This is a genomic window from Streptomyces sp. NPDC101160 (assembly GCF_044768205.1).
In the GTDB taxonomy this organism is placed as follows: Bacteria; Actinomycetota; Actinomycetes; order Streptomycetales; family Streptomycetaceae; genus Streptomyces.
Genome location: NZ_JBIWPJ010000002.1, coordinates 165,824 through 189,799 on the forward strand (window position 1 = coordinate 165,824; position 23,976 = coordinate 189,799).

25 protein-coding genes are annotated in these 23,976 nt (G+C 72.7%); 20 read left to right on the top strand and 5 right to left on the bottom strand.

What is annotated here, in order from left to right; genetic code table 11:
• Positions 1 to 3: 3 nt before the first annotated feature.
• Positions 4 to 1,185: a cytochrome P450 gene (locus ACIRSU_RS06275; RefSeq protein WP_403789543.1), complete on the top strand. Its 1,182-nt coding sequence runs from the start codon at positions 4 to 6 to the stop codon at positions 1,183 to 1,185.
• 39 nt (positions 1,186 to 1,224) lie between these two features.
• Here ACIRSU_RS06275 and ACIRSU_RS06280 read toward each other — a convergent pair whose 3' ends face one another.
• Positions 1,225 to 2,232, bottom strand: coding sequence for a Gfo/Idh/MocA family oxidoreductase (locus ACIRSU_RS06280; protein WP_403789544.1), 1,008 nt, complete (start codon positions 2,230 to 2,232; stop codon positions 1,225 to 1,227).
• Between the two features lie 194 nt (positions 2,233 to 2,426).
• Here ACIRSU_RS06280 and ACIRSU_RS06285 point away from each other — a divergent pair, with 194 nt between their 5' ends.
• From ACIRSU_RS06285 to ACIRSU_RS06310, 6 genes are all read left to right on the top strand, one after another.
• A complete protein-coding gene (locus ACIRSU_RS06285) occupies positions 2,427 to 3,146 on the top strand; it encodes a GntR family transcriptional regulator (RefSeq protein ID WP_403790193.1) in 720 nt (239 codons plus the stop codon).
• A 96-nt stretch (positions 3,147 to 3,242) separates the two neighbouring features.
• Positions 3,243 to 4,262, top strand: coding sequence for a sugar ABC transporter substrate-binding protein (locus ACIRSU_RS06290; protein WP_403789545.1), 1,020 nt, complete (start codon positions 3,243 to 3,245; stop codon positions 4,260 to 4,262).
• Positions 4,259 to 5,338: an ABC transporter permease gene (locus ACIRSU_RS06295; protein WP_403789546.1), complete on the top strand. Its 1,080-nt coding sequence runs from the start codon at positions 4,259 to 4,261 to the stop codon at positions 5,336 to 5,338. Before ACIRSU_RS06290 ends, ACIRSU_RS06295 begins: the two co-directional genes overlap by 4 nt.
• On the top strand, positions 5,335 to 6,147 hold the full coding sequence (locus tag ACIRSU_RS06300; protein WP_403789547.1) for an ATP-binding cassette domain-containing protein: 813 nt from the start codon (positions 5,335 to 5,337) through the stop codon (positions 6,145 to 6,147). The genes ACIRSU_RS06295 and ACIRSU_RS06300 overlap by 4 nt, the downstream gene beginning before the upstream one ends.
• Positions 6,148 to 6,195: 48 nt before the next feature.
• A complete protein-coding gene (locus ACIRSU_RS06305) occupies positions 6,196 to 7,371 on the top strand; it encodes an ROK family glucokinase (protein ID WP_403789548.1) in 1,176 nt (391 codons plus the stop codon).
• Positions 7,368 to 7,961 (top strand): hypothetical protein, encoded by a 594-nt coding sequence (locus ACIRSU_RS06310; protein ID WP_403789549.1) that lies wholly within the window; start codon positions 7,368 to 7,370, stop codon positions 7,959 to 7,961. The genes ACIRSU_RS06305 and ACIRSU_RS06310 overlap by 4 nt, the downstream gene beginning before the upstream one ends.
• 41 nt (positions 7,962 to 8,002) lie before the next feature.
• Here the strand turns inward: ACIRSU_RS06310 and ACIRSU_RS06315 are convergent, their stop codons facing one another.
• Positions 8,003 to 9,661 carry an FAD-dependent oxidoreductase gene (locus ACIRSU_RS06315; protein WP_403789550.1) on the bottom strand — a complete coding sequence of 553 codons (1,659 nt, stop codon included), beginning with the start codon at positions 9,659 to 9,661 and terminating at the stop codon, positions 8,003 to 8,005.
• Between the two features lie 234 nt (positions 9,662 to 9,895).
• Here ACIRSU_RS06315 and ACIRSU_RS06320 point away from each other — a divergent pair, with 234 nt between their 5' ends.
• The 7 genes from ACIRSU_RS06320 to ACIRSU_RS06350 all read left to right on the top strand — a co-directional run bounded on the left by ACIRSU_RS06320 (position 9,896) and on the right by ACIRSU_RS06350 (position 15,202).
• Complete coding sequence (locus ACIRSU_RS06320; RefSeq protein WP_403789551.1) at positions 9,896 to 11,020, top strand: SchA/CurD-like domain-containing protein; 1,125 nt, start codon at positions 9,896 to 9,898, stop codon at positions 11,018 to 11,020.
• Positions 11,021 to 11,099: 79 nt separating this feature from the next.
• Positions 11,100 to 11,570, top strand: a complete 471-nt coding sequence (locus tag ACIRSU_RS06325) for a cupin domain-containing protein (protein WP_403789552.1) — start codon at positions 11,100 to 11,102, stop codon at positions 11,568 to 11,570.
• A complete protein-coding gene (locus ACIRSU_RS06330) occupies positions 11,567 to 12,835 on the top strand; it encodes a beta-ketoacyl-[acyl-carrier-protein] synthase family protein (RefSeq protein WP_403789553.1) in 1,269 nt (422 codons plus the stop codon). The genes ACIRSU_RS06325 and ACIRSU_RS06330 overlap by 4 nt, the downstream gene beginning before the upstream one ends.
• Entirely contained in the window at positions 12,832 to 14,079 is a 1,248-nt protein-coding gene (locus ACIRSU_RS06335) for a ketosynthase chain-length factor (RefSeq protein ID WP_403789554.1), read from the top strand. Before ACIRSU_RS06330 ends, ACIRSU_RS06335 begins: the two co-directional genes overlap by 4 nt.
• Before the next feature lie 22 nt (positions 14,080 to 14,101).
• Positions 14,102 to 14,362, top strand: a complete 261-nt coding sequence (locus ACIRSU_RS06340) for an acyl carrier protein (RefSeq protein ID WP_403789555.1) — start codon at positions 14,102 to 14,104, stop codon at positions 14,360 to 14,362.
• 1 nt (position 14,363) lies between these two features.
• Complete coding sequence (locus ACIRSU_RS06345) at positions 14,364 to 14,843, top strand: SRPBCC family protein (RefSeq protein WP_403789556.1); 480 nt, start codon at positions 14,364 to 14,366, stop codon at positions 14,841 to 14,843.
• 26 nt (positions 14,844 to 14,869) lie between these two features.
• Entirely contained in the window at positions 14,870 to 15,202 is a 333-nt protein-coding gene (locus ACIRSU_RS06350) for a TcmI family type II polyketide cyclase (RefSeq protein ID WP_403789557.1), read from the top strand.
• Positions 15,203 to 15,282: 80 nt separating this feature from the next.
• Here the strand turns inward: ACIRSU_RS06350 and ACIRSU_RS06355 are convergent, their stop codons facing one another.
• Positions 15,283 to 16,314, bottom strand: a complete 1,032-nt coding sequence (locus ACIRSU_RS06355) for a methyltransferase (protein WP_403789558.1) — start codon at positions 16,312 to 16,314, stop codon at positions 15,283 to 15,285.
• 61 nt (positions 16,315 to 16,375) lie between these two features.
• Positions 16,376 to 17,437 (bottom strand): nitrous oxide reductase family maturation protein NosD, encoded by a 1,062-nt coding sequence (locus ACIRSU_RS06360; protein WP_403789559.1) that lies wholly within the window; start codon positions 17,435 to 17,437, stop codon positions 16,376 to 16,378.
• Between the two features lie 297 nt (positions 17,438 to 17,734).
• Between ACIRSU_RS06360 and ACIRSU_RS06365 the strand changes: the two genes are divergently transcribed.
• The 6 genes from ACIRSU_RS06365 (at position 17,735) to ACIRSU_RS06390 (ending at position 22,364) form a co-directional block, all read left to right on the top strand.
• Positions 17,735 to 18,247, top strand: a complete 513-nt coding sequence (locus ACIRSU_RS06365) for a sortase (RefSeq protein WP_403789560.1) — start codon at positions 17,735 to 17,737, stop codon at positions 18,245 to 18,247.
• Positions 18,248 to 18,322: 75 nt separating this feature from the next.
• Positions 18,323 to 18,994 (top strand): class F sortase, encoded by a 672-nt coding sequence (locus tag ACIRSU_RS06370; protein WP_403789561.1) that lies wholly within the window; start codon positions 18,323 to 18,325, stop codon positions 18,992 to 18,994.
• Positions 18,995 to 19,066: 72 nt separating this feature from the next.
• On the top strand, positions 19,067 to 20,386 hold the full coding sequence (locus ACIRSU_RS06375) for an alpha/beta fold hydrolase (protein WP_403789562.1): 1,320 nt from the start codon (positions 19,067 to 19,069) through the stop codon (positions 20,384 to 20,386).
• Positions 20,387 to 20,396: 10 nt separating this feature from the next.
• Positions 20,397 to 21,029 (top strand): MBL fold metallo-hydrolase, encoded by a 633-nt coding sequence (locus ACIRSU_RS06380; protein ID WP_403789563.1) that lies wholly within the window; start codon positions 20,397 to 20,399, stop codon positions 21,027 to 21,029.
• Positions 21,030 to 21,074: 45 nt separating this feature from the next.
• Positions 21,075 to 21,854 carry an exodeoxyribonuclease III gene (locus tag ACIRSU_RS06385; RefSeq protein ID WP_403789564.1) on the top strand — a complete coding sequence of 260 codons (780 nt, stop codon included), beginning with the start codon at positions 21,075 to 21,077 and terminating at the stop codon, positions 21,852 to 21,854.
• A gap of 72 nt (positions 21,855 to 21,926) precedes the next feature.
• Positions 21,927 to 22,364: a DUF6278 family protein gene (locus ACIRSU_RS06390; RefSeq protein ID WP_403789565.1), complete on the top strand. Its 438-nt coding sequence runs from the start codon at positions 21,927 to 21,929 to the stop codon at positions 22,362 to 22,364.
• Positions 22,365 to 22,393: 29 nt separating this feature from the next.
• Here ACIRSU_RS06390 and ACIRSU_RS06395 read toward each other — a convergent pair whose 3' ends face one another.
• The gene (locus ACIRSU_RS06395; RefSeq protein WP_403789566.1) at positions 22,394 to 23,950 is read right to left on the bottom strand and encodes an alpha/beta fold hydrolase; all 1,557 of its coding nucleotides are present in this window, start codon (positions 23,948 to 23,950) and stop codon (positions 22,394 to 22,396) included.
• Positions 23,951 to 23,976 lie beyond the last annotated feature (26 nt).

Genomic DNA, 23,976 nt, shown 5'->3' on the forward strand with positions numbered 1-23,976 from the left:
CCGATGTCCGTCATTCAACTGGGGGAATACGGAGCGGACTTCACCGCCGACCCGTACCCGTATTACGCGAAACTCCGCGAGAGCGGCCCGGTGCACGAGGTCGTGACGCCGGACGGCATGCCGGCCTGGCTCGTCGTCGGCTACGAGGAGGCCCGCGCGGCCCTCGCCGACCAGCGGCTCTCCAAGTCCTTCTCCGAATTCGGCCCGGAACGGGCGCAGGACGAGATCATCGGACCCAACCTGCTCATCGTCGACCCGCCCGACCACACCCGGCTGCGCAAACTCGTCGCGGGCGAGTTCACCGGCCGCCGGGTGGAGGCGCTGCGGCCGCGCGTCCAGGAGCTCACCGACGAACTGCTCGACGCGATGGCCCCGGCCGGCCGCGCCGACCTCGTCGACTCCTTCGCCTTCCCGCTGCCCATCACCGTCATCTGCGAACTGCTCGGCGTCCCGGCCGCCGACCGCGACACCTTCCGGACCTGGTCCAACGCGCTCGTCGCGCCGACCGAAGACCCGTCCGAGCAGGAGGCGGCCGCGGTCGGCTTCTACGGCTACCTCGACGAACTCATCGAGGACAAGCGCGCCGCCGGGCCGCAGGACGACCTGCTGTCCGCCCTCATCGCCACCCGTGCCGAGGACGGCGACCGGCTCTCGCTTCCCGAACTGCGCGCCCTCGCCTATCTGCTGCTCATCGCGGGCCACGAGACCACCGTCAACCTGATCGCCAACACGGTCCGCGCCCTGCTCACGCACCCCGAGCAACTCGCCGCGCTGCGCGCCGACTTCGGCCTGATCGACGCCGCAGTCGAGGAGGGGCTGCGCTACGACGGACCGGTCGAGAACGCCACGCTCCGCTTCGCCAAGGAGCCGATCACCCTCGGCGGCGCCGAGATACCCGCCGGCGCGATCGTGCTCGTCGGCCTCGCCTCCGGCGCCCGCGACCCGGGCCGGTTCCCCGAACCCGACCGCTTCGACATCGGGCGCGACCCGCGCGGCCACCTCGCCTTCGGCCACGGCATCCACTACTGCCTGGGCGCTCCACTGGCCCGCCTGGAAGGCAAGACGGCGATCGAGTCACTGCTCCGGCGCTTCCCGCGGCTGGAACTCGACCCCGACGCGGCCCCCTGGGAATGGCTCCCCGGCATGCTGATCCGCGGCACCCGCCACCTGCCCGTCGTCTGGTGACCACCGAGCCCCGGGCCCGCCGTCACCGGCCCCCGGGGCTCACCCCGCCGGGACCTCCGCCACCCGCACCGGGCGGCGCTCCCGGCGCGAGCGCTCGCACGCCTCGGCGATCCGCAGCGCGGCGAGCGCCTCGCCGCCGTCGCAGGGGTTGTCCCGCTCGCCGCGCACCAGACCGACGAAGGCGTCCAGCTCCGCCTCGTACGCCGGCCCGAAACGCTCCAGGAAACCGGGCCACGGCTTGGTGGGCGGCGGCGGGCCCTGCGGCTCGACCGACTCCAGCGGGGTCCGCTCGTCCAGGCCGACCGCGAGCTGCGTCCGCTCGCCGGCCAGCTCCATCCGTACGTCGTACCCGGCGCCGTTGCAGCGGGTCGCGGTCGCCGACACCAGCGTGCCGTCGTCCAGGGTGAGCAGCGCGGCTGCCGTGTCCACGTCGCCGGCCTCGCGGAACATCGCGGGCCCCGCGTCCGACCCGGTCGCGTACACCTCCACGACCTCGCGCCCGGTCACCCAGCGCACGATGTCGAAGTCGTGCACCATGCAGTCCCGGAACAGCCCGCCGGACAGCGGAAGATAGGCGGCGGGTGGCGGCGCGGGGTCCGACGTCGCCGTCCGTACGGTGTGCAGCCGGCCGAGCCGGCCCGCGCCGACGGCCTCCCGCGCCGCCCGGTACCCGGCGTCGAACCGCCGCATGAACCCCAGCTGCAGCTCCGTCCCGGCCGCCGCCACCGCCCGCAGCGCGCCCAGCGTCCCCGGCACGTCGAGCGCGATCGGCTTCTCGCAGAACGCCGGAAGCCCCGCCTCCGCCGTCCGCCCGATCAGCTCCGCGTGCGCCGCCGTCGCCGACGCGATCACCACCGCGTCCAGCGCGTGATGCCCGAACAGCGCCTCCACCGAAGGCGCCGCCTCCGCCCCGAGCGCCCCCGCGACCCGCGCCGCCCGCTCCGCGTCGGCGTCCGCGAGCACCAGCGCGCCGACCTCAGGGTGCCGGGCGAGCAGCCCCGCGTGAAAGGCGCCGATCCGTCCCGTCCCGACCAGTCCGATCCGCATGGCCCCCAAGGTGGTGCGGAACGGACGGGGTGTCAAGGAAATGTCAGGACAACCGGACACCAACCCGTCCCGACCGCCTCCCGGCCACCGTTCCGGCCCGCTCCGCCTCCTTCCGGTGATCCGCCCCCGGGACTAGCCTCCCGTCCGTGTCTCCGCGAGGCCCCGAGCCGCCAGCGCACCTGCCCGGTCTGTCCGTGGACCGGGGCAGCCCCGTGCCGCTGTACTTCCAGCTCGCCCGGCAGCTGGAGACGGCCATCGAGAACGGGACGCTGCGCCCGGGCAGCCGGCTCGGGAACGAGATCGACCTCGCCGGGCGGCTCGGGCTCTCGCGGCCCACCGTGCGGCAGGCGATCGGGTCACTGGTGGACAAGGGGCTGCTCGTGCGGCGCCGGGGAGTGGGCACGGTGGTGGTGCACAGCAGGGTGCGGCGGCGGGTGAAGCTGAGCGGGCTCTACGACGACCTGGAGGCGGCCGGGCAGCGGCCGGCGACCCGGGTCCTGGTGGACCGGCTGGAGCCCGCCGGGGCCGAGGTCGCCGCGGCGCTCGGCGTGCCGGAGGGGGCGGAGGTGCGATATCTGGAGCGGCTCCGCTCGGCACACGGCGAGCCCCTCGCGTATCTGCGCAACCACCTGCCCGCCGGGCTGCTCGACGCGGACACCGCGAGCCTCACGGCCACCGGCCTCTACCGGCTGCTCGGCGCCGCCGGAGCGGACCCGCACAGCGCCACGCAGACCGTCGGCGCCCGGACCGCCGGGCCGGGGGAGGCGTGGCTGCTCGGCGAGCGGGAGGGTGCGGCGCTGCTGACGATGGAACGCGTGACCTTCGACGCGGCCGGCCGTGCGGTGGAGTTCGGCCGGCACCTCTACCGGGCCTCCCGCTACTCCTTCGAGTTCCCGCTGCCCGCCCGCGGGTAGGACGGGGACGGGACGCGGGCCCCGCTGAAGATCGGCGCGACCCCCATGACCGATACTGCAATGCACGCAGAAGGACACAAAGGAGGGCAGGTCCTGGTGACCAGGGTTCGCACAGGAGGGGTACGCGCGGCGATCGGCGCCGTGCTCGCGGTGGCGCTGACGGCCGCGCTCGCCGGCTGCAGCAGCACCGGCGGTAAGCGCGCGGAGGACGCCCGCAAGGCGGCCGCGGCGCAGGGGCGGGCGGCCGTGAACACCCCCCGCTGGACCTTCGCCATGATCACCCACTCGGGCGACGGCGACACCTTCTGGGACATCGTCCAGAACGGCGCCAAGCAGGCCGCCGTCAAGGACAACATCAACTTCCTGTACGCCCACAGCGACGAGGCGCAGCAGCAGGCCCAGCTCATCGACTCGTACGTGGCCAAGAAGGTCGACGGCATCATCGTCAGCCTCGCCAAGCCCGACGCGATGAAGGCGTCCGTGGAGAAGGCCGTCAAGGCCGGCATCCCGGTGATCACGGTGAACTCCGGCGCCGAGGCGTCCAAGGCGTTCGGCGCGCTCACCCACATCGGCCAGGACGAGACCGTCGCCGGCGAGGCCGTCGGCACGGAGCTCGGCAAGCGCGGCCGCAAGAAGGCCCTGTGCGTCCTGCACGAGCAGGGCAACGTCGGCCACGAGCAGCGCTGCGCCGGCGCGAAGAAGACCTTCGGCGGCGACATGCAGAACCTGTACGTCGACGGCACCAACATGCCCGACGTCCAGGCGTCCATCCTCGCCAAGCTCCAGGCCGACCCGACCATCGACGCCGTCGTGACGCTCGGTGCGCCGTTCGCCGACGCGGCCGTGCAGGCGAAGCGGACGGCCGGCAGCAAGGCCGAGGTCGACACCTTCGACCTCAACGCCAAGGTCGCCGCCGCGCTCGAGTCCGGCACCCTCGGCTTCGCCGTCGACCAGCAGCCGTACCTCCAGGGCTACGAGGCCGTCGACCTGCTCTGGCTCTACCGCTACAACGCCGACGTCCTCGGCGGCGGCAAGCCGGTGCTCACCGGCCCGCAGATCATCACCAAGGACGCGGCCGCCGCGCTGAAGGACTACACCGAGCGGGGCACCCGATGAGCGCCGCCGCACCGCCCTCGGCCACACCCCCGCCCTCACCCTCCGACGGTCTCGACCACGTCGACGAGCGGCTCCTGCGCACCTCCCCGCTGAAGAAGCTGCTCGCCCGCCCGGAACTCGGCTCGGTCGTCGGCGCGGTCGCCGTCTTCGCGTTCTTCTCGATCGTCGCCGACAGCTTCCTGCGCCCCGCCAGCCTCGGCACCGTCCTCTACGCGGCCTCCACCATCGGCATCATGGCCGTGCCCGTGGCGCTGCTGATGATCGGCGGCGAGTTCGACCTGTCGGCCGGTGTCCTGGTCACCACCTCGGCGCTGGTCTCCTCGATGTTCAGCTACCAGATGACCGCGAACGTGTGGGTCGGCGTCGGCGTCTCGCTGCTCGTCACCCTCGCCGTCGGCGCGTTCAACGGCTTCATGCTGACCCGCACCAAGCTGCCCAGCTTCATCATCACGCTCGGCACCTTCCTGATGCTGACCGGTCTGAACCTCGGCTTCACCAAGCTGATCAGCGGCACCGTCTCCACCAAGTCGATCGCCGACATGGAGGGCTTCCCCTCCGCCCGGGACCTCTTCGCCTCCACCTGGACCGTCGGCGGCGTCGAGCTGAAGGTCACCATCCTGTGGTGGCTGGTCCTGGTCGCCCTCGCCACCTGGATCCTGCTGCGCACCCGTTTCGGCAACTGGATCTTCGCCGTCGGCGGCGGCGCCGACGCGGCCCGCGCGGTCGGCGTCCCGGTCTACCGGACCAAGATCCTCCTCTACATGAGCGTGGCCTTCTGCGCCTGGATCTCCGGCCAGCACCTGCTCTTCTCGTTCGACGTCGTCCAGTCCGGCGAGGGCGTCGGCAACGAGCTGATCTACATCATCGCGGCCGTCATCGGCGGCTGTCTGATCACCGGCGGCTACGGCTCGGCCATCGGCTCCGCCGTCGGCGCCTTCATCTTCGGCATGACCGGCAAGGGCATCGTGTACGCGGAGTGGAACCCGGACTGGTTCAAGTTCTTCCTCGGCGCCATGCTGCTGCTCGCCACCCTCCTGAACGCCTGGATCCGCAAGCGCGTGGAGGCCACCAAGTGACCACCGAGCCGACCACCACCGACACCGCGAGCCCGCTCGTCGAGCTCGACGACGTCAGCAAGTACTACGGCAACATCCGCGCCCTCGAAGGCGTCTCCCTGGAGGTGAACGCGGGCGAGATCTCCTGCGTCCTCGGCGACAACGGGGCCGGCAAGTCCACCCTCATCAAGATCGTCGCCGGCCTGCACCGGCACGACGCCGGCAGCTTCCGCATCGAGGGCGACGAGGTCACCCTCGCCAACCCGCGCGAGGCCCTCGACCGCGGCATCGCCACCGTCTACCAGGACCTCGCCGTGGTCCCGCTGATGCCGGTGTGGCGCAACTTCTTCCTCGGCTCCGAGCCCACCCGCGGCAAGGGCCCCTTCAAGCGCCTCGACGTCGAGCTGATGCGCGAGACCACCCGGACGGCCCTGCTGCGCATGGGCATCGACCTGCGCGACGTCGACCAGCCCATCGGCACCCTGTCCGGCGGCGAGCGGCAGTGCGTGGCCATCGCCCGCGCCGTCCACTTCGGCGCCAAGGTCCTCGTCCTCGACGAGCCGACCGCCGCGCTCGGCGTGAAGCAGTCCGGGGTCGTCCTGAAGTACGTGGCCGCCGCACGTGACCAGGGCCTCGGCGTGGTCCTCATCACGCACAACCCGCACCACGCCTATCTCGTGGGTGATCGTTTCGTCCTGCTGAAGCGCGGGGTCATGGCGGGCAGCCACACCAAGGACTCCGTCACCCTCGACGAGTTGACCCGCCAGATGGCCGGCGGCAGCGAGCTGGAGGACCTGCGCCACGAGCTGGAACGCCCGTCCGGGACGTGATCGCGTCCGTCACGCGCCCCCTACACCCCACCTGGCAGAATCGAGCCGATGAGTACCTACCGTGACCTGACGCTCAGGGGCGCCTCCCGCGGCACGGTCCTGCGGACCGTCGGCACCCGGGAGCGGCGCTCGCACCTGACCGCGCCGCGGGTGCCGACCGTCGGCATCGACATCGGCGGTACGAAGGTGATGGCCGGCGTCGTCGACGCGGACGGCAACATCCTGGAGAAGGTCCGCACCGAGACCCCCGACAAGTCCAAGAGCCCCAAGGTCGTCGAGGACACCATCGTCGAGCTGGTCCTGGACCTCTCCGACCGGCACGACGTGCACGCCGTCGGCATCGGCGCCGCCGGCTGGGTCGACGCCGACCGGGCCCGGGTGCTCTTCGCCCCCCACCTCGCCTGGCGCAACGAGCCGCTCCGCGACGCCCTCCAGGACCGGCTCGCCGTCCCCGTCATGGTGGACAACGACGCCAACACCGCCGCCTGGGCCGAGTGGCGCTTCGGCGCCGGACGCGGCGAGGACCACCTCGTCATGATCACCCTCGGCACCGGCATCGGCGGCGCCATCCTGGAGGACGGCCAGGTCAAGCGCGGCAAGTACGGGGTCGCCGGCGAGTTCGGGCACATGCAGGTCGTGCCCGGCGGCCACCGCTGCCCCTGCGGCAACCGCGGCTGCTGGGAGCAGTACAGCTCCGGCAACGCCCTGGTCCGCGAGGCCCGCGAGCTCGCCGCCGCCGACTCCCCGGTCGCGTACAACATCATCGAGCGGGTCAAGGGCAGCGTCCCCGACATCACCGGCCCGCTCATCACCGAGCTCGCCCGCGAGGGCGACGCCATGTGCGTCGAGCTGCTCCAGGACATCGGCCAGTGGCTGGGCGTCGGCCTCGCCAACCTGGCCGCCGCCCTCGACCCCTCCTGCTTCGTCATCGGCGGCGGTGTCTCCGCCGCCGACGACCTGCTCATCGGCCCCGCCCGGGACGCCTTCCGCCGCCACCTCACCGGCCGCGGCTACCGCCCCGAGGCCCGCATCGCCCGCGCCCAGCTCGGCCCCGAGGCCGGCATGGTCGGCGCCGCCGACCTGGCCCGGCTCGTCGCCCGCCGCTTCCGCCGCGCCAACCGGCGCCGCGTCGAGCGCTACGAGCGGTACGGGCGCTACACCCAGGCCCTGCGCGCCCCCGCCGACCGCAGCTCCCGCACCACCCCCGAGGACCCGCAGACATGACCGTGGCGCCGCCCCCGCCCACCCTGCCCCACCCCGCCCCGGCCCCGGACGGCAGGCTGCCCGAGGACCGGCGGCACATGCTGCGCCGCCGCTTCCTCACGCTGCTCACCATCGTGCTGCTCATCGGCGTGCCGGCCGGCTATCTGGTGATCTCCGCCGACCAGAGCCGGGACAGCGGACTCGACAAGGAGCGCGAGTCCGCCCCCGTGGGCCTCCAGGACAACTGGCCCTCGCAGATGAAGCGCCGGGTCTTCGAGATCCCGGTCCCGTCCGACGCCTGGCACGTCGCCTACTACGAGACCAGCAACTGGAAGACCAGCCGGCTCTACGTGCAGTTCACCACCACCGCGAACGGGCTCGACACCTACCTCGCCGACAGCGGCACCAGCCGCGCCGCCCTCAAGGCGGGCCGGGTCACCGTCGGGGAGCACGACTCCGGCATCGTCGGCTGGGACTTCACCTCCGGCCACCACGCCTGGACCGGCACCAGCGTCAACCGCGAGAAGCCCCGCCCCACCAGCGACATCACCGTCAACCTCGACGACCCGGCGTTCCCGCGCGTGTACGTGGTCTCCACGACGTCGCCCTGACGGACGTCCCCCTGGCGCCCGGGCGCCAGGGGGACGGGTGATCAGCCGCGGTCCAGGACGGCCGCGAGGACCGCCCGCAGCGCCGTCTCGGGGTCGTCCGAGGGCCCCTCGGAGCGCCAGGCGACGAAGCCGTCGGGGCGGACGAGCACCGCGCCGTCCTCGGTGACACCGTGCACCTCCGCCCAGTCCGCGTCGCCCACCGGGGTCAGCTCCGCGCGGGCCCCCTGGCCGATGCGGTACGAGTCGATCGGCACCCCGAGACGTTCCGCGACGTGCGAGGCGGCGGTGTGCCAGCTGCCGGTCGTGCTCGCGGAGCTGAGCAGCACCAGGTGCCGCTCGTACAGGTCGAGGGTGGAGATGCGGGTCCCCGCGCGGTTCAGCCACACGTGGGGCGCCCGGCTGCCCGGCTCGCCCACCAGGCTGAGCCGGTCCGGCACCACCGGCTGGGCCGGGTCGGCGCCGTACACCGCGCCCTGCGGATAGCGGTAGCCGAGCGCCACATGGAGGATGCCGTTCCGCCTGCCCGCGGGGCCGCCCGCGCCGGGCGCCGGCGCGTAGCCGGGGTGGCTGTGCTCGACCGAACGCGAGGAGGCGCGCGCGCTCGTCGCCTCCGCGACCGGCCGGCGCTCCGTGTCGTACGACGCGAGCAGCCCCGGACCCGCCCAGCCGCCCAGGACGGCGGCCAGCTTCCAGGCCAGGTTGTGCGCGTCCTGGATACCGGTGTTGGAACCGAAGGCCCCGGTGGGCGGCATCTCGTGCGCCGAGTCGCCGGCCAGGAACACCCGGCCGTCCGCGTACCGTTCGGCGACCCGCTCGGCGGCGTGCCAGGGGGCCCGGCCGGTGATCTCCACATGGAGGTCCGGAACCCCGACGGCCCGGCGGATGTGCTCCCGGCACCGCTCGTCGGTGAACTCCTCCAGGGTCTCGCCCCGTTCGGGGTGCCAGGGGGCGTGGAACACCCACCGTTCCCCGTTGTCGACCGGCAGCAGCGCCCCGTCCGCCTCCGGGTTCGTCAGATAGCAGACGACGAAGCGCCGGTCGCCGACGACGTCCGCGAGGTCACGGGAGACGAACGTGATGCTCACGTTGTGGAACAGGTCGCCCGGGCCGGTCTGGCCGATGCCGAGCTGCTCGCGCACCGGGCTGCGCGGGCCGTCGGCCGCGACGAGGTAGTCCGCGTGGATGGTGGTGTGCTCGCCCGTCTCGCGGCTCTTGACGTACGCGGTCACTCCGTCGGAGTCCTGTTCGAACGACATCATCTCCGTCGAGTAGCGCAGGTCCCCGCCCAGCTCGCGGGCGTGCCGGAGCAGCACCGGCTCCAGGTCGTTCTGGCTGCACAGGCACCAGCCGGCGGGGCTGAACCGGGCGGTCCCGCCGCCCGGGTCGATCTCCCGGAACAGCCACTCGCCGGCGTCGCCCACCAGGGTCGGCGTCTGCAGGATGCCGTTGTTGCGGCTCAGCACCGACGCGGCCTCCTCGATGTGCCGCTCGACACCGGCGCTCCGGAACAGCTCCATCGTGCGGACGTTGTTCCCTCGCCCGCGGGGGTGGATCGACGTGCCCGCATGGCGCTCGACGAGGGTGTGCGGCACGCCGAGCCGCCCCAGGAACAGCGAGGTGGACAGGCCCACCAGAGAGCCGCCGACGATGAGGACGGGCGTGCGGTGACGGCCCTCGCCGGCCTCTTCGAATCGGTTCATTGATCGCCTCCAGCGTCAGCCACGACGCGAGTCGGGGATGGGGTCCGCAGATTCATGCCCGGCGAGGACCGATTCGTGCGTTCGGGGCACCCGGATGACGCGCGGTTCACTCATCCGCACCGTGGGAGTCGCGTGGATCGCCCCGCCCGCCAACGATCGGCACATGACGACCCCGGCCTTTCGGGCACGGCGGTCCCTCCCGACCCTCCCGGAAGAGAGAAAGAGGTGCGTCGGATGACCCCCTCGGGACGAGTGTCGCAGTCGGCCTTCGACGGCTCCAGGCTGCGGGTGATCCTGCTGCTCGATCTGTACGAAGGCGCACAGGAGCAGTTCCTGGAGGCGTACGAAGTGATGCGGAAGCAGGTCGCCTCCGTCCCCGGCCACATCAGCGACCAGCTCTGCCAGTCCATCGAGAACCCCTCGCAGTGGCTGATCACCAGCGAGTGGGAGAGCGCTCCGCCGTTCCTCGCCTGGGTGAACAGCGAGGAACACGTCGAGACCGTCAAGCCGATGCACAGCTGCGTCCGGGACACCCGGTCGATGCGCTACAGCATCCTCCGCGAGACCGGGGCACGACAGCCCTCCGCGTCGGACCGGACGACCAGGGGCGCGCAGGACGCGGTCCGCGTGGGCGACGGCGTGGCACGCCACGCCCTGACCTTCACCGTCAAGCCGGGCTCCGAGTCGAAGGTCGCGGAGCTGCTCGCCGGCTACCAGTCGCCCCGTGCCCAGGTCGACGAGAACACCCGGCTGCGCCGCACCTCGCTGTTCATGCACGGCAACCGCGTCGTGCGGTGCGTGGAGGTGGAGGGCGACCTCCTCGCCGCCCTGCGCCACGTCGCCCGCCAGCCCGAGGTGCGCGCGGTCGAGGAGGCCATCAACCCGTACCTGGAGCAGGACCGGGACCTGACCGACCCCGAATCGGCGCGCGTCTTCTTCACCCGGGCCGCCCTCCCGGCCGTACACCACGTGGTGTCCGACCGGCCGGCACCGGCCCGGCTGTCGCGGCACGCGCTGTACTACCCGGCCAAGGAAGGCCGCGGGACGGAGCTGGCCAGGCTGCTCGCCCACCAGGACCAGGCCGCGGCGGAGGACCCGGACAGCGCCGTGTACGGAAGCACCGTCTTCCAGCGGGACGACATCGTGGTGCGCCTCGTGGACCTGACGGGCGACCTCGACCTCGACCCCGTCGCCTCGCTCGGTCTCAAGGGCGCCGGGAAGGCCGCGGAGCTGGAACGTCTCCTCGACGGCGCCGCGCTCGGCGTCGAGGGCTCCCTGGAGACGGAACGCAACATCAACCGGCTCCTGTCGCACGCCGACATGCTGCCCGTCACCGACCGCAGCTCGGCGGAATCCTGACGGACGGCCGCGGCCGGCCCGTCGTGCCGGGCCGCGGCCGTTCCCCCGCACGCAACCGCTCCACTCGGAGGTATCAACCATGCTCAAGCAGCGACCCCGCATCGTGAACCTGAGCGACACGGAGCCCAACCGCAGGCGCGGAGGTGACCTGCGGGCCATGCTCACGCCCGCCACCGTGGGTTCCACCAGCGGCTTCATGGGCCTGGCCATCCTTCAGCCCGGCGAGCGCATCGGTGAGCACTACCACCCCTACTCCGAGGAGTTCGTGTACGTCATCCAGGGCGCGCTCGAAGTGGACCTGGACGGCGACACGTACGCGCTCCACCCCGATCAGGGGCTCCTCATCCCCATCGACATGCGCCACCGGTTCCGCAACGTCGGCACGGTGGAGGCCCGCATGGTCTTCCACCTGGGCCCGCTCGCCCCGCGCCCGAGCCTCGGCCACGTCGACACGGAGGCCACCGAGGACGGCGAGCTCGCCGCAGCCGGGCCGCACCTCACCGTGGGCGACCCCGGACAGGCGGCCGAGCGAAGCGGGGCCCTCGAGTGACCCGGCGCGTGGCGGTCACCGGGATCGGGGTGGTCGCTCCCGGCGGCACCGGAGCGGCGGCGTTCTGGGACCTCCTCGCCGACGGCCGTACCGCGACCCGTGGCATCACCCTGTTCGACCCGGCCGGCCTGCGCTCGCGGATAGCCGCCGAGTGCGATTTCGACCCGGCCGCGCACGGGCTGGACCCCGAACTGAGCGAGCACGCCGACCGGTACGTCCAGTTCGCCCTCGTCGCCGCGGACGAGGCCGTACGCGACTCCGGGCTCGACACCGCCGCCGGCGACCCCTGGCGCGTCGCGGTCTCCCTGGGCAGCGCCGTCGGCGGGACCACCCGCCTGGAACACGACTACGTCCTGGTCAGCGAGGCCGGACAGCGCTGGGACGTGGACCACCACCGGGCCGGCCCGCAGCTGCACACCGCCTTCCAGCCGAGCACGCTCGCCGCGGTGGTGGCCGAACAGGTCGGGGCCCGCGGCCCCGTGCAGACCGTCTCCACCGGCTGCACCTCCGGTCTCGACGCGGTCGGCTACGCCTTCCACGTCATCGAGGAGGGCCGGGCGGACGTCTGCATCGCCGGCGCGTCGGACTCGCCGATATCGCCGATCACGATGGCCTGCTTCGACGCCATCAAGGCGACCTCCCCCGACAACGACGACCCCGAGCACGCCTCCAAGCCCTTCGACAACCGCCGCAACGGCTTCGTCATGGGAGAGGGCGCGGCGGTCCTCGTCCTGGAGGAGTACGAGCACGCGCGGGCCCGCGGCGCGCACATCTACTGCGAGATCAGCGGCTACGCCACCTACGGCAACGCGTACCACATGACCGGTCTGACCACGGAGGGAATCGAGATGTCGCGGGCGATCGACTCCGCGCTCGGCCAGGCCCGGCTCGACCCGACGAAGATCGACTACGTGAACGCGCACGGCTCGGGCACCCGGCAGAACGACCGGCACGAGACCGCCGCCGTGAAGCGCTCCCTCGGCGCGCACGCCTACGACACGCCCATGAGCTCCATCAAATCCATGGTGGGGCACTCGCTCGGGGCGATCGGCGCGATAGAGGTCGCCGCCTGCGTGCTCGCGCTGAAGCACCAGGTGGTGCCTCCGACCGCCAACTACGAGACCCCCGACCCCGAGTGCGACCTGGATTACGTGCCTCGCACCGCCCGCCCGCGCAAGCTGAGGAACGTGCTCTCCGTGGGCAGCGGATTCGGCGGCTTCCAGTCCGCGGTGCTGCTGACAGGGCCGGGTGGGAGGACACGATGAGCACGCAGCCACGGTCGGCGGCCGTCACCGGGATCGGTGTGATCGCCCCCAACGGACTGGACGCCGACGCGTACTGGAAGTCCGTGCGGGAGGGCCTCGGCTTCCTCGCCCGGATCACCCGCGAAGGATGCGAGCACCTGCCCCTGAGGGTCGCCGGCCAGGTCGAGGGCTTCGACGCCTCGGCCCTCATCGAGGAACGCTTCGTCGTCCAGACCGACCGCTTCACCCACTACGCCATGGCGGCGGCCCGGCTCGCCCTCGACGACGCCGGCCTCGGCGGGGACGAGGAGCCCGGCGATCCGTTCTCCATCGGCGTCGTCACCGCCGCCGGGTCGGGCGGCGGTGAGTTCGGCCAGCGCGAGCTGCAGAAGCTGTGGGGACAGGGCTCCAAGTTCGTCGGCCCCTACCAGTCCATCGCCTGGTTCTACGCGGCGAGCACCGGCCAGATCTCCATCCGGCACGGCTTCAAGGGGCCGTGCGGGGTCGTCGCGAGCGACGAGGCGGGCGGTCTGGACGCCCTCGCCCACGCGGCCCGGGCCGTGCGGCGCGGGACCGACGCCATGGTCGTCGGTGCCGCCGAGGCGCCCCTCGCCCCGTACTCGATGGTGTGCCAGCTCGGTTATCGCGAGCTCAGCACCGCCGAGGAGCCCGACCGCGCCTACCGCCCCTTCACGGCGGGAGCCCGCGGCTTCGTGCCGGCGGAGGGCGGTGCCATGCTCGTCGTCGAGGAAGCAGCCCGCGCCCGCGACCGGGGCGCGCCGGTCCGGGCCACCCTCGCCGGCAGCGGCGCCACCTTCACCGGCGCCTCCCGCTGGGAGGAGTCCCGGGAGGGACTCGCGCGTGCGATCCGGCTCGCCCTCGACGAGGCCGGCTGCGCCCCCGAGGAGATCGACGTCGTGTTCGCCGACGCCCTGGGCGTACCGCAGGCGGACCGCGCCGAGGTGCTCGCGCTCGCCGACGCCCTGGGAGCACACGCCACCGACGTGCCCGTGACCGCCCCCAAGACCGGTATCGGACGCGCCTACTGCGGGGCACCCGTGCTGGACACCGCCGCCGCGGTGCTCGCCATGGAACACGGCCTGGTGCCCCCCACCCCGAACGTGTTCGACATCGCCTACGACCTCGACCTGGTGATGTCCCGCGCTCGCCCCGCCGAGCTGAACACGGCCCTGGTCCTGAGCCGGGGACTCACCGGATCCAACGCGGCGCTCGTGTTGCGCCGTGGCGGCGAATCCGTCCGGTAGCACCGGGCGGGGAAGGAGACACATGATCACCAAGGAACTGACCTTCGACGAACTGGCCACGCTGATGAAGACGTCGGCCGGCGTCACCGTCGATCCCGTGGAGCTGGAGCAGGCCTCGGACGCGCCGTTCAGCAACCTCGGTGTCGACTCGCTCGGCCTGCTCGGCATCGTCGGCGAACTGGAGAACCGGTACAGCGTGTCGCTGCCCAACGACGCCGAGCGCTGCAAGACACCGGCCGAGTTCGTCGACCTCGTCAACAACACCCTCAAGACCGGAGTCTGACGTGTCAGGACACACCGACAACAGCATCACCATCGACGCCCCCCTCGACTTCGTCTGGGACATGACCAACGACATCGAGAACTGGCCACGGCTCTTCAGCGAGTACGCCTCCGTCGAGGTGCTCTCCCGCGAGGGCGACACGACCACCTTCCGCCTGACCATGCACCCGGACGAGAACGGGACGGTCTGGAGCTGGGTGTCGGAGCGCACCGTGGACCGGGAGAGCCGGACCGTGCGCGCCCGCCGCGTCGAGACCGGACCGTTCGCCCACATGAACATCCGGTGGGAGTACGAGCAGCTGCCCGGTGGCGTCCAGATGCGCTGGGTGCAGGACTTCGCGATGAAGCCCGACGCCCCGGTCGACGACGACTGGATGACGGACAACATCAACCGCAACTCCCGCGTCCAGATGGCCCTGATCAGGGACCGTGTCGAGGCGGCGGCCCGGGAGAGCCGGCCCGCACCGGTCCGGTCCGCCTGACCGCGCCCCGAAGGGAAGGACAGCCGATGCACCACGCCCTGATCGTCGCCCGCATGAAACCCGGTTCGGCGCCGGCCATCGCCGACGTGTTCGCCGAGTCCGACCGCGGCGAACTCCCGCACCTGGTCGGCGTCAACCGGCGCAGCCTCTTCCAGTTCGGCGAGGTCTATCTGCACCTCATCGAGTCCGATCACGACCCGGCGCCCGTCATCGCCAAGCTGACCGGGCACCCGGAGTTCCGCAGCACCAGCGAGAAGCTGGCGGCGTACGTCAGCGCGTACGACCCGGCGACCTGGCGCAGCCCCAAGGACGCCATGGCGCACTGCTTCTACCGCTGGGAGCGCGACGCCGGCTCCTGAGCGAGCCCGGCGTCAACCCGAGGCCGCCCGCTCCGCGACAGACGCGGAGCGGGCGGCCTCGGGTTCGTTCCCGCTTCCGGTCAGGCGGGCGGCACGGCGCACTCGAAGGCGTGCAGATACGCGTTGACCGGGCGGATCTCGCCGATGACCAGGCCGGCGTCCGTCAGCCGCTCGACCATGCTCCGCCGGGTGTGCTTCGCACCGCCCACGTTGAGGAGCAGCAGCAGGTCCATGGCCGTCGAGAACCGCATGGAGGGAGTGTCGTCCACGAGGTTCTCGATCACCACGACACGGGCGCCGGGGAGCGCCGCCCTGCGGATGTTGGCCAGCGTCCTGCGGGTGCTGTCGTCGTCCCACTCCAGGATGTTCTTGATGATGTAGACGTCCGCCTGTACGGGGATCTCCTCGCGGCAGTCGCCGGCCACCACCCGCGCCCGGGAGGCCAGTTCGCCGCCCTCCCGGAGACGTGGATCGGCGTTCTCCACCACCCCCGGCAGGTCGAGCAGCGTGCCGTGGAGGCCGGGGTGCTTGTCCAGCAGACTCGCCAGGACGTGCCCCTGACCGCCCCCGATGTCGGCGACCGACGACGCCCCGCGCAGATCGAGCAGCTCGGCGACGTCCTGCGCCGACTGCCGGCTCGACGTCGTCATGGCCCGGTTGAACACGTGCGCGGACTCGGGCGCCTCGTCGTGCAGGTACGAGAAGAACTCCCGCTCGTACACGTCCTGGAAGACGTTGCGGCCGGAGCGCACCGCCTCGTCGAGCTTCGGCCAGACGCTCCACGTCCACGGCTCGGTGCACCACAGCGCGATGTACCGGAGGCTGTGCGGATCGTCCTCGCGCAGCAGGCGGGACATCTCGCTGTGCGCGAAGGAGCCGTCGGGGAGCTCCGTGAACACGCCCTGGCAGGACAGGGCGCGCAGCAGCCGGCGCAGGGTCCGGGGCTCGCTCTTCACCTCGGCCGCGAGCTCCTCCGCGGTCATGGGTCTGTCGCCCAGGGCGTCCGCCACGCCCAGGCGGGCGGCCGCGCGCACGGCGGCGGCGACCGCCGCCCCGAACACGAGCTCCCTCAGCCGCATGGGCGCCGGGGGAGCGGAATCGAGAGTCGTCATGTGTTCGCCTTGCCTTTGCTGTCGTGTCGTGTGGGAGGCGGTACGGGGGGAGAGGGGGCCGTCAGCACATGCCCGCGGGCTCGGAGAGCTCGCAGGTGTTGCCGCGGAAGGTGTTGCCCTTGCCGGTGTCGCGGTTGGCCAGGTCGGCCTTGCCGTTGCGCAGCGCGACGTTGTCGCGGATCTCGTTCCGCTCGTTGAGGGCGCCCACGAAGCTCTTGAACAGCACGATGCCGCCCGACAGCGGGGAGTCGCCCACGTTGTCCACGACCCGGTTGTTCGCGACGAGGGTGTCCTCGGTGCCGGTGAGGACGATTCCCGAGCCCTGGAGGAAGGGGAGGCGCGGGGTCTTCGGGCACTGCTTGTTGTTGGCGTGGATGTGGTTGCGGCGGATGGTCATCGCCCCGGCGCGCGGCAGGGACTCGTCGCCCACCACGAACACGGCGGCGCAGTTGCCGGTCATGTCGTTGTGGTCGACGCTCAGGTTCCGCAGCCGCCGGACCGTGACGCCGACCCGGTTGCCCGACAGCAGGCTGTGGCTGACCACCGTGCCGTGGGTGTCGGTGGCTCCCCCTTCCTTGTCGACGGTGTTGGCCAGGAACAGCCCGGCGTCGCCGTTGTCACGGGCGATGTCGTGGCTCAGCTCGCTGCGCACGGACCCCTGCTGGGCGATGCCCCAGGTGCCGTTCTTCTCGGCGATCACCTGCCGGACCCGCAGCCCGTCGGTCCACGACGCCCACAGGCCGGACTTGGCGAAGCCCCGAAGGGTCAGCGAGTGCACGGTGACGCCGCTGACGGGACGGCCCTCCGTCCCGGTGACGCAGATGCCGTTGCCGGCCTTCGCGCACGCGCTGTCGTCGGCCGTGCCGGGCACGAGCACGGTGGGGAGGACGCCGGAGCCGCGCAGCGTCAGGTTCGGTGTGGCGATGCGGACGCTCTCCCGGTAGGTGCCGGGGGAGAGGAGGACGGTGTCCCCCGGGCCGGCGGCGTCCACGGCCTTCTGGATCGATTCACCGGGGCGGACCCAGTGCACGGTTCTGCTGTGTGCCGTCGGTGCGGCGGCGCCCAACCCCGACGCCGCGAGAGCCGCGGTGCACGCCAGGAGGGCGATCTGTCGTGTGGTCATATGGCGAAGTTATGAGCGCGAGTTCGACCCGGCCACCGCTGATCGCCCGGGTGGGCTCCTGTCCGGCGTCCCTCGCCCGTTCGCGCGCCGGGCGCCGTCGGGCCCGACGCCCCGGGCGGTACGCCGTGACCTGCGACGATGATCACGGCGCGGACGCGTCGGAGCCCGACCGGGCGACACCCGCGCGTGTTCCTCCCGTTGCGGCGATCACCGGCCGGGGTTTCGCTCGTGCTCGGAGCACAGCACAGGCGCCGCGCGGTCGAGCCGGCCAGGCGGCTCCACCGTAAGGAGAGAATCATGCGCCTCGTCCGCATAGTCCCGCAGAGCGCCCTGGTCCTGGGCGCCCTCGTCCTGTCCGCCCCCACCGCCCTGGCAGCGGTGGCGGAACCCGCCGGAGGCGCCGCCGGGGACGTCCGGATCACCCCGGAGAAGGCGGCTCCCGGCACGACCGTCACCGTCACCACCTCCGCCTGCGGCAAGGAGACGTACGGCAAGGGCGAGTCGGAGTCGGCCGGCCAGTTCCACCTCCTGCCGGGCGACCGGAAGGGCGTCCTGGTCGGCGAGTTCCAGGTGCCCGAGGACGCCGACTCCGGCACGGACACGGTGACCCTCAAGTGCCCGCCCCGGATCAAACAGACCGTCACCTACCGGATCTCCGGCCGTCCCAACGGTGCCGTCGACGCCGGCTTCGGCTGGGGTGCCGCGGCCGCCGGGGCCGACGGCACCGGCGTCCAGCTCGCTCTCGGCGGGCTGCTCCTCGGTGCCGCCGTCACGGGCGGGGTGATCAGGCTGCGCCGGTCCTCGCCATGATCACCCGCCTCCGGGCCCGGGCGCCGCGAGGAGCCCGGGCCCGGAGGCCCGGCACCGACCAGAGGCACGATCGGCATGAGGAACGGCTTCACCCGCACCACCACCGGAAGGCCGCCGAGGCGCGTCCCGTCGGTCAAGACGCTCGCCTGGACGGCGCTCGCCGGCACCCTGCTGCTGACCCACGCCCTGCACCTCGACGGCCCGTCGCGCCCGACGGCGGCGCAGGCCGGGCCGTCCGCCGCCCGGACCGGCGTCCGCGCCGGCCCGGACGGCCCCGCACCCCTGCCGCTGCCCGCGGCGGACCCGACGAGGGTCAGGATCCCGGCCATCGGCGTCGACGCTCCTCTGACGCCCCTGGGACTCGACGGAACCGGAGCGCTGCGGCCGCCGCCCGCGACGTCCCCGACGGTGGCCGGCTGGTACGCCGACGGCACCACCCCCGGGGCACCGGGCACGGCCGTCGTGGCCGGGCACGTCGACACCCCGATGGGCCCGGCCGTCTTCCACCGGCTCGGCACCGTGTCGCGCGGCACCGAGATCGCGGTCGACCGTGAAGACGGCCGTACGGCCCTCTTCACCGTCGACAAGGTCGAGGTCCACCCGAAGGACGGGTTCCCCGACGACCAGGTCTACGGCAGCTCCGGCCGCCCGGAGCTCCGGTTGATCACCTGCGGCGGCGACTGGTCCGAGAGCACCGGCTACGAGGCCAACACCGTGGTGTACGCCACCCTCACCGGGACGAGATGAAGGACGGGGGCGGGAGCCGGCGGGTTCGACCCGGCTGGCTGGATCACCGCGGGAGATGAGAGGGTCTTGCGGGTGAGTGAGACACCGACGAACATCCTGCAATACCGCGCTGACGGCCGCGACGACGCTCCGGTGCTGGTCCTGGGGCCCTCGCTCGGCGCCACCTGGCACATGTGGGACCGGCAGATAGCCGAGCTCACGCGCACCTGGAGAGTCCTCCGCTTCGACCTCCCCGGCCACGGCGGCGCCCCCGCCCATCCGGCGAGCTCCGTCGCCGAGCTCGGCGACCGGCTGCTCGCCACCCTCGACGAGCTCGGCATCCAGCGCTTCGGGTACGCCGGCTGCGCCCTCGGCGGCGCCATCGGCATCGACCTCGCGCTGCGCGCCCCGCACCGGGTCGCCTCCCTCGCGCTGGTCGCCACCTCGCCCCGCTTCGGCACCCCCGACGAGTTCCGCCAGCGCGCCGTGATGGTCCGCGCCAACGGCCTGGAGCCGATCGCCCGCAGCGCGCCCGAGCAGTGGTTCACGCCCACCTTCGCCGGCGCCCAGCCCGCCATCGTCGACTGGGCCGTGCAGATGATCCGCACCACCGACCCCGGCTGCTACATCGCCGCCTGCGAGGCGCTCGCGGTCTTCGACGTCCGCGAGGCGCTCGGCCGGATCGCGATCCCCGCGCTCGTGCTCGTCGGCTCCGAGGACGCGGTCACCGGACCCGCCGAGGCCCGCACCCTCGTCGCCGGCATCGCCGACGCCCGGCTCGCCGTCGTCCCCGGCGCCTCCCACCTGGCCCCGGTCGAACAGCCCGCCGCCGTCACCGAGCTGCTCGCCGGCCACTTCGCGCAGCTCGGCCACGACACCCACGGCGCCCTCGCCGTCGTCCCCGCGCCGCCCGGCATGCCGGCCCCGCAGGTCCCGCAGGTCCCGCCGGGCCCGGCCGCCCCGCAGGTCTCCGCACCCGTCGTCCCGGCCGGCGAGATCGCCCCGGCCGCACCCGCCGAGGAGACCGGCGCGCCGCGCCCCGACCCGTACGAGACCGGGCTCAAGCTGCGCCGCGAGGTGCTCGGCGACGCCCGTGTCGACGAGGCCCTCGCCGAGCCCTTCGACGCGGACTTCCAGACCCTCGCCACCCGCTTCGCCTGGGGCGAGGTGTGGAGCCGCGACGGCCTCGACCGGCGCACCCGCAGCGCCGTCACGCTCGGTGCGCTGATCGCCGGCGGCCATCACGACGCCCTCGCCGACCACACCCGGGCCGCCCTGCGCAACGGCCTGAGCCCGGACGAGCTGCGCGAGATCGTGCTCCAGACCGCCGTCTACTGCGGTCTTCCGGCGGCCGAGAGCGCGCTGCGGGTCGTCCGCCGCGTGATCGAGGAGTACACGACCCCGCAGGCGTAGCCTGCCCGGTGTGAAGCTCACCAAGAACACCCACGCCTGCGTCCGCCTGGAGAAGGACGGGCGGACGCTCGTCATCGACCCCGGGATGTTCACCGAGGAGGACGCCGCGCTCGGCGCGGACGTCCTCCTCGTCACCCACGAGCACCCCGACCACTTCGACGAGGCCCGGCTGCGCGCCGCCCTGGACGCCAACCCGGCCGCCGAGGTGTGGACGCTGCGGAGCGTCGCCGAGCAGCTGACCGCCGCGTTCCCGGGCCGCGTCCACACCGTCGGCCACGGCGACACCTTCTCCGCGGCCGGCTTCGACGTCCAGGTGCACGGCGAGCTGCACGCCGTGATCCACCCGGACATCCCGCGGATCACCAACGTCGGCTTCCTGGTCGACGGCTCGGTCTTCCACCCGGGCGACGCGCTGACCGTCCCGGACCGGCCGGTGGAGACGCTGTTCCTGCCGGTCATGGCCCCGTGGAACAAGATCTCCGAGGTCATCGACTACGTCCGCGAGGTCAAGCCGGTCCGCGCGTTCGACGTCCACGACGCGCTCCTCACCGACCTGGCCCGCCCCATCTACGACCGCCAGATCGGCGCCCTCGGCGGCACCGACCACCGCCGGCTCGCCCCGGGCGACTCGACCGAGCTGTGAGACGCCGCCCGGTGACTGTCACACCCCGCGGCTAGGCTTGCGGACATGCGCATCGCCACCTGGAACGTCAATTCGATCACCGTCCGGCTGCCCCGGCTCCTGGCCTGGCTGGAGAGCAGCGGCACCGACGTGCTGTGCATCCAGGAGACCAAGTGCACCGCCGAGCAGTTCCCCACCGAGGAGCTGCGCGAGCTGGGGTACGAGTCGGTGGTCAACGCCACCGGCCGGTGGAACGGGGTCGCCCTGCTCTCCCGGGTCGGCCTGGAGGACGTCGTCACCGGCCTGCCCGGCGGCCCCGACTACGAGGGGCTGCAGGAGCCGCGGGCCATCTCCGCGACCTGCGGCCCGGTCCGCGTCTGGTCGGTGTACGTGCCGAACGGCCGCGAGGTGGCCCACGAGCACTACGCGTACAAGCTGCGCTGGCTGGAGGCGCTGAAGGCGGCCGTCGCCGACGACGCGGCGGCCGGGCGCCCCTTCGCCGTGCTCGGCGACTTCAACATCGCGCCCACCGACGACGACGTCTTCGACATCGCCGCCTTCGAGGGCGCCACCCATGTCACCGCGCCGGAGCGGGCCGCGCTCGCCGCGCTGCGCGAGGCCGGCCTCGACGACGTGGTGCCGCGCCCGCTGAAGTACGCCCACCCGTTCACGTACTGGGACTACCGCCAGCTCTGCTTCCCGAAGAACCGGGGCATGCGCATCGACCTGGTCTACGGCAACAAGCCGTTCGCCGACGCCGTCAAGGACAGCTACGTGGACCGCGAGGAGCGCAAGGGCAAGGGCGCCTCCGACCACGCCCCGGTCGTCGTCGACCTCGACGTCTGACGGTCTCCGCGACAGCGGATGATCTCCGCGTGCCGGGTGGTGCCGGGCAGGGCGCGGTGGGACGCTGTTCGGATGAACATCCCCTTCCTGGACAACTGGCGCAAGCGGCACGAGGCCGAACGGTCCCCGCTGGTCACGGTCTTCGACCGGGACCCGGCGGGCGCGGCCGAGCTGCTCGCCGAGTGCGAGCTGCTGCGCACCCGTGCCCAGGAGGCCGGGGTGCGGCTCGACGACACCCCGCGCTCGCTCGCCGCGCTCGACCAGCTGCCGCCGCGCTGGCGCGAGGACCCCGAGGAGCTGCCGTGGTTCGGCAACGACGCGGGGCTCTATCTCGGCACGGTCGTCGTACGGACCGTGCCCGGCGCCGGCTGGCGGCTGCGGCCCGACGGCCAGCCGGTGGTCCGGCTCGCCTCGGGCCGCGAGATCGACGTGGTGGCGGCCGGCCTCGACTGGGCGTCGACCGGCATCCCGGAGCTCTCCCAGATCTACGGCGAGGCCGCCGAGTACTGACCGCTTCGCCGGTCACCGGCAGCCGGTGGTCACTCCGTCCGCAGCGGCACCGACAGATACGAGGGGTCGTCCGCCGGTGAGGAGAAGGCCAGCCGCGCACCGGCCGGGTTGTGCTCGATGTAGAGCGGGTCGACGGTGTCCACGACCAGGGCGAGCCGGTGGCCGGCCGGCACGTCGTACGCGGTGGAGAACAGCTCCAGGTCGACGGCGAACGGGCGGCCGGGCGTGCGGTCGTGGAAGGTGTACGGGGCGTTGCTCACCAGCTTGCCGAGGCCGAGCGGGCCCACGTCGTAGAGGTAGGCGACGAAGGTGCCGCTCTCGGCGGTCGGCGTGACCGTCGTGTGCAGCCGCACCGTGCCGCGCACCCGCTGCGGGGCGTCGGCGCGCTCGGACTGCCACACGGCCGCGAAGGCGCGCGGGAGCAGTGGGATCGAGGCGACGGGCGGGGTCTTGAAGAACTGGTCGAGGGCGTTGGAGAGCATCACGACTCCGCCGTCGGCGCCGGAGTCGACGCCGGTGAGGATGCGCCGGGTGTCGTCGAGGGCGAACTTGCGGCGGTTCGCCTGGACGGACTTCCAGTCGGGGTAGCCCTCGTAGCCGGCGTCGGAGCGCGGCTTCAGCTGGACGGGCTGCTCGCGATCGATGCCGTTGTCGGCGCCCTTGAGGTAGTGGTCGAACCAGCGGTGGGCGCTGGTCCAGGTGTCGTTGGGCAGCCCGAACAGGCCGGTGGCCTCGGCGGTGGCGTGGTCGCCGGGCCGGAACTCCAGGCGCTTGGGCAGGTCGAGCTTCTCGTAGAAGCTCGCGTACTGGTTGGGCGGGAAGATGGTGTCGCCCCAGGCGTTGCCGAGCATGACCGCGGGGTGGCTGGCGTTGAGCGCGTCGAGATAGGTGGTGGCGGACCGGACACGGCCCCAGGCGATCATCTCGTCCTCCTTCGCCAGGTTGGAGGAGAGGAAGTCGCCGAGGACCTGCCGGAGTTCGGGTCCGGGCCGTCCGGTCAGATAACCGGCGCCGCCGAGCAGGGCCGCGGCCTGCAGGTGCTGGGTGCGGCCGCTGTAGATGGAGTCGATGAGATCGGCCCAGCCGCTGAGCGCGGCCACCGCCCGGATCCGCTTGTCGTGCGCCGCCGCGAGCAGGCTGATCCCCGCGCCGTACGACACCCCGGCCATCCCGACCTTCGCCGGGTCGGCGGGGGTGTGGGCGAGCGCCCAGTCGATGACGAGCGAGGCGTCGGCGATGTCCTTGGGGCCGGCGGTCTCGATCTCGCCGCCCGACTGCCAGAAGCCGCGGCTGTTGTAACTCACCACGACATAGCCGGAGTCGGCGAGCTTCTCGGCCTGCGCGAGGTACTCGATCTGGGGCATCGCCCAGCTCGTGGGCAGCACGATCACGGGATGGCGGGCGGAGCCGTCGGCGCCGGCCGGGGTGACGACGTTGGCCTTGAGGACGGTGCCGCCCTCGCCCGCGATGTCGACGAACCGGACGGTGGGGGCGGACTGTTCGGCGGCCTGGGCGGCGGGCGCGAGGCCGAGGGCCGTGCCGGCGACGAGGGAGGCCGATACGGCGAAGGTCAGGGCGGTACGCACGGGTCACTCCTCACTGGGTGCCACTG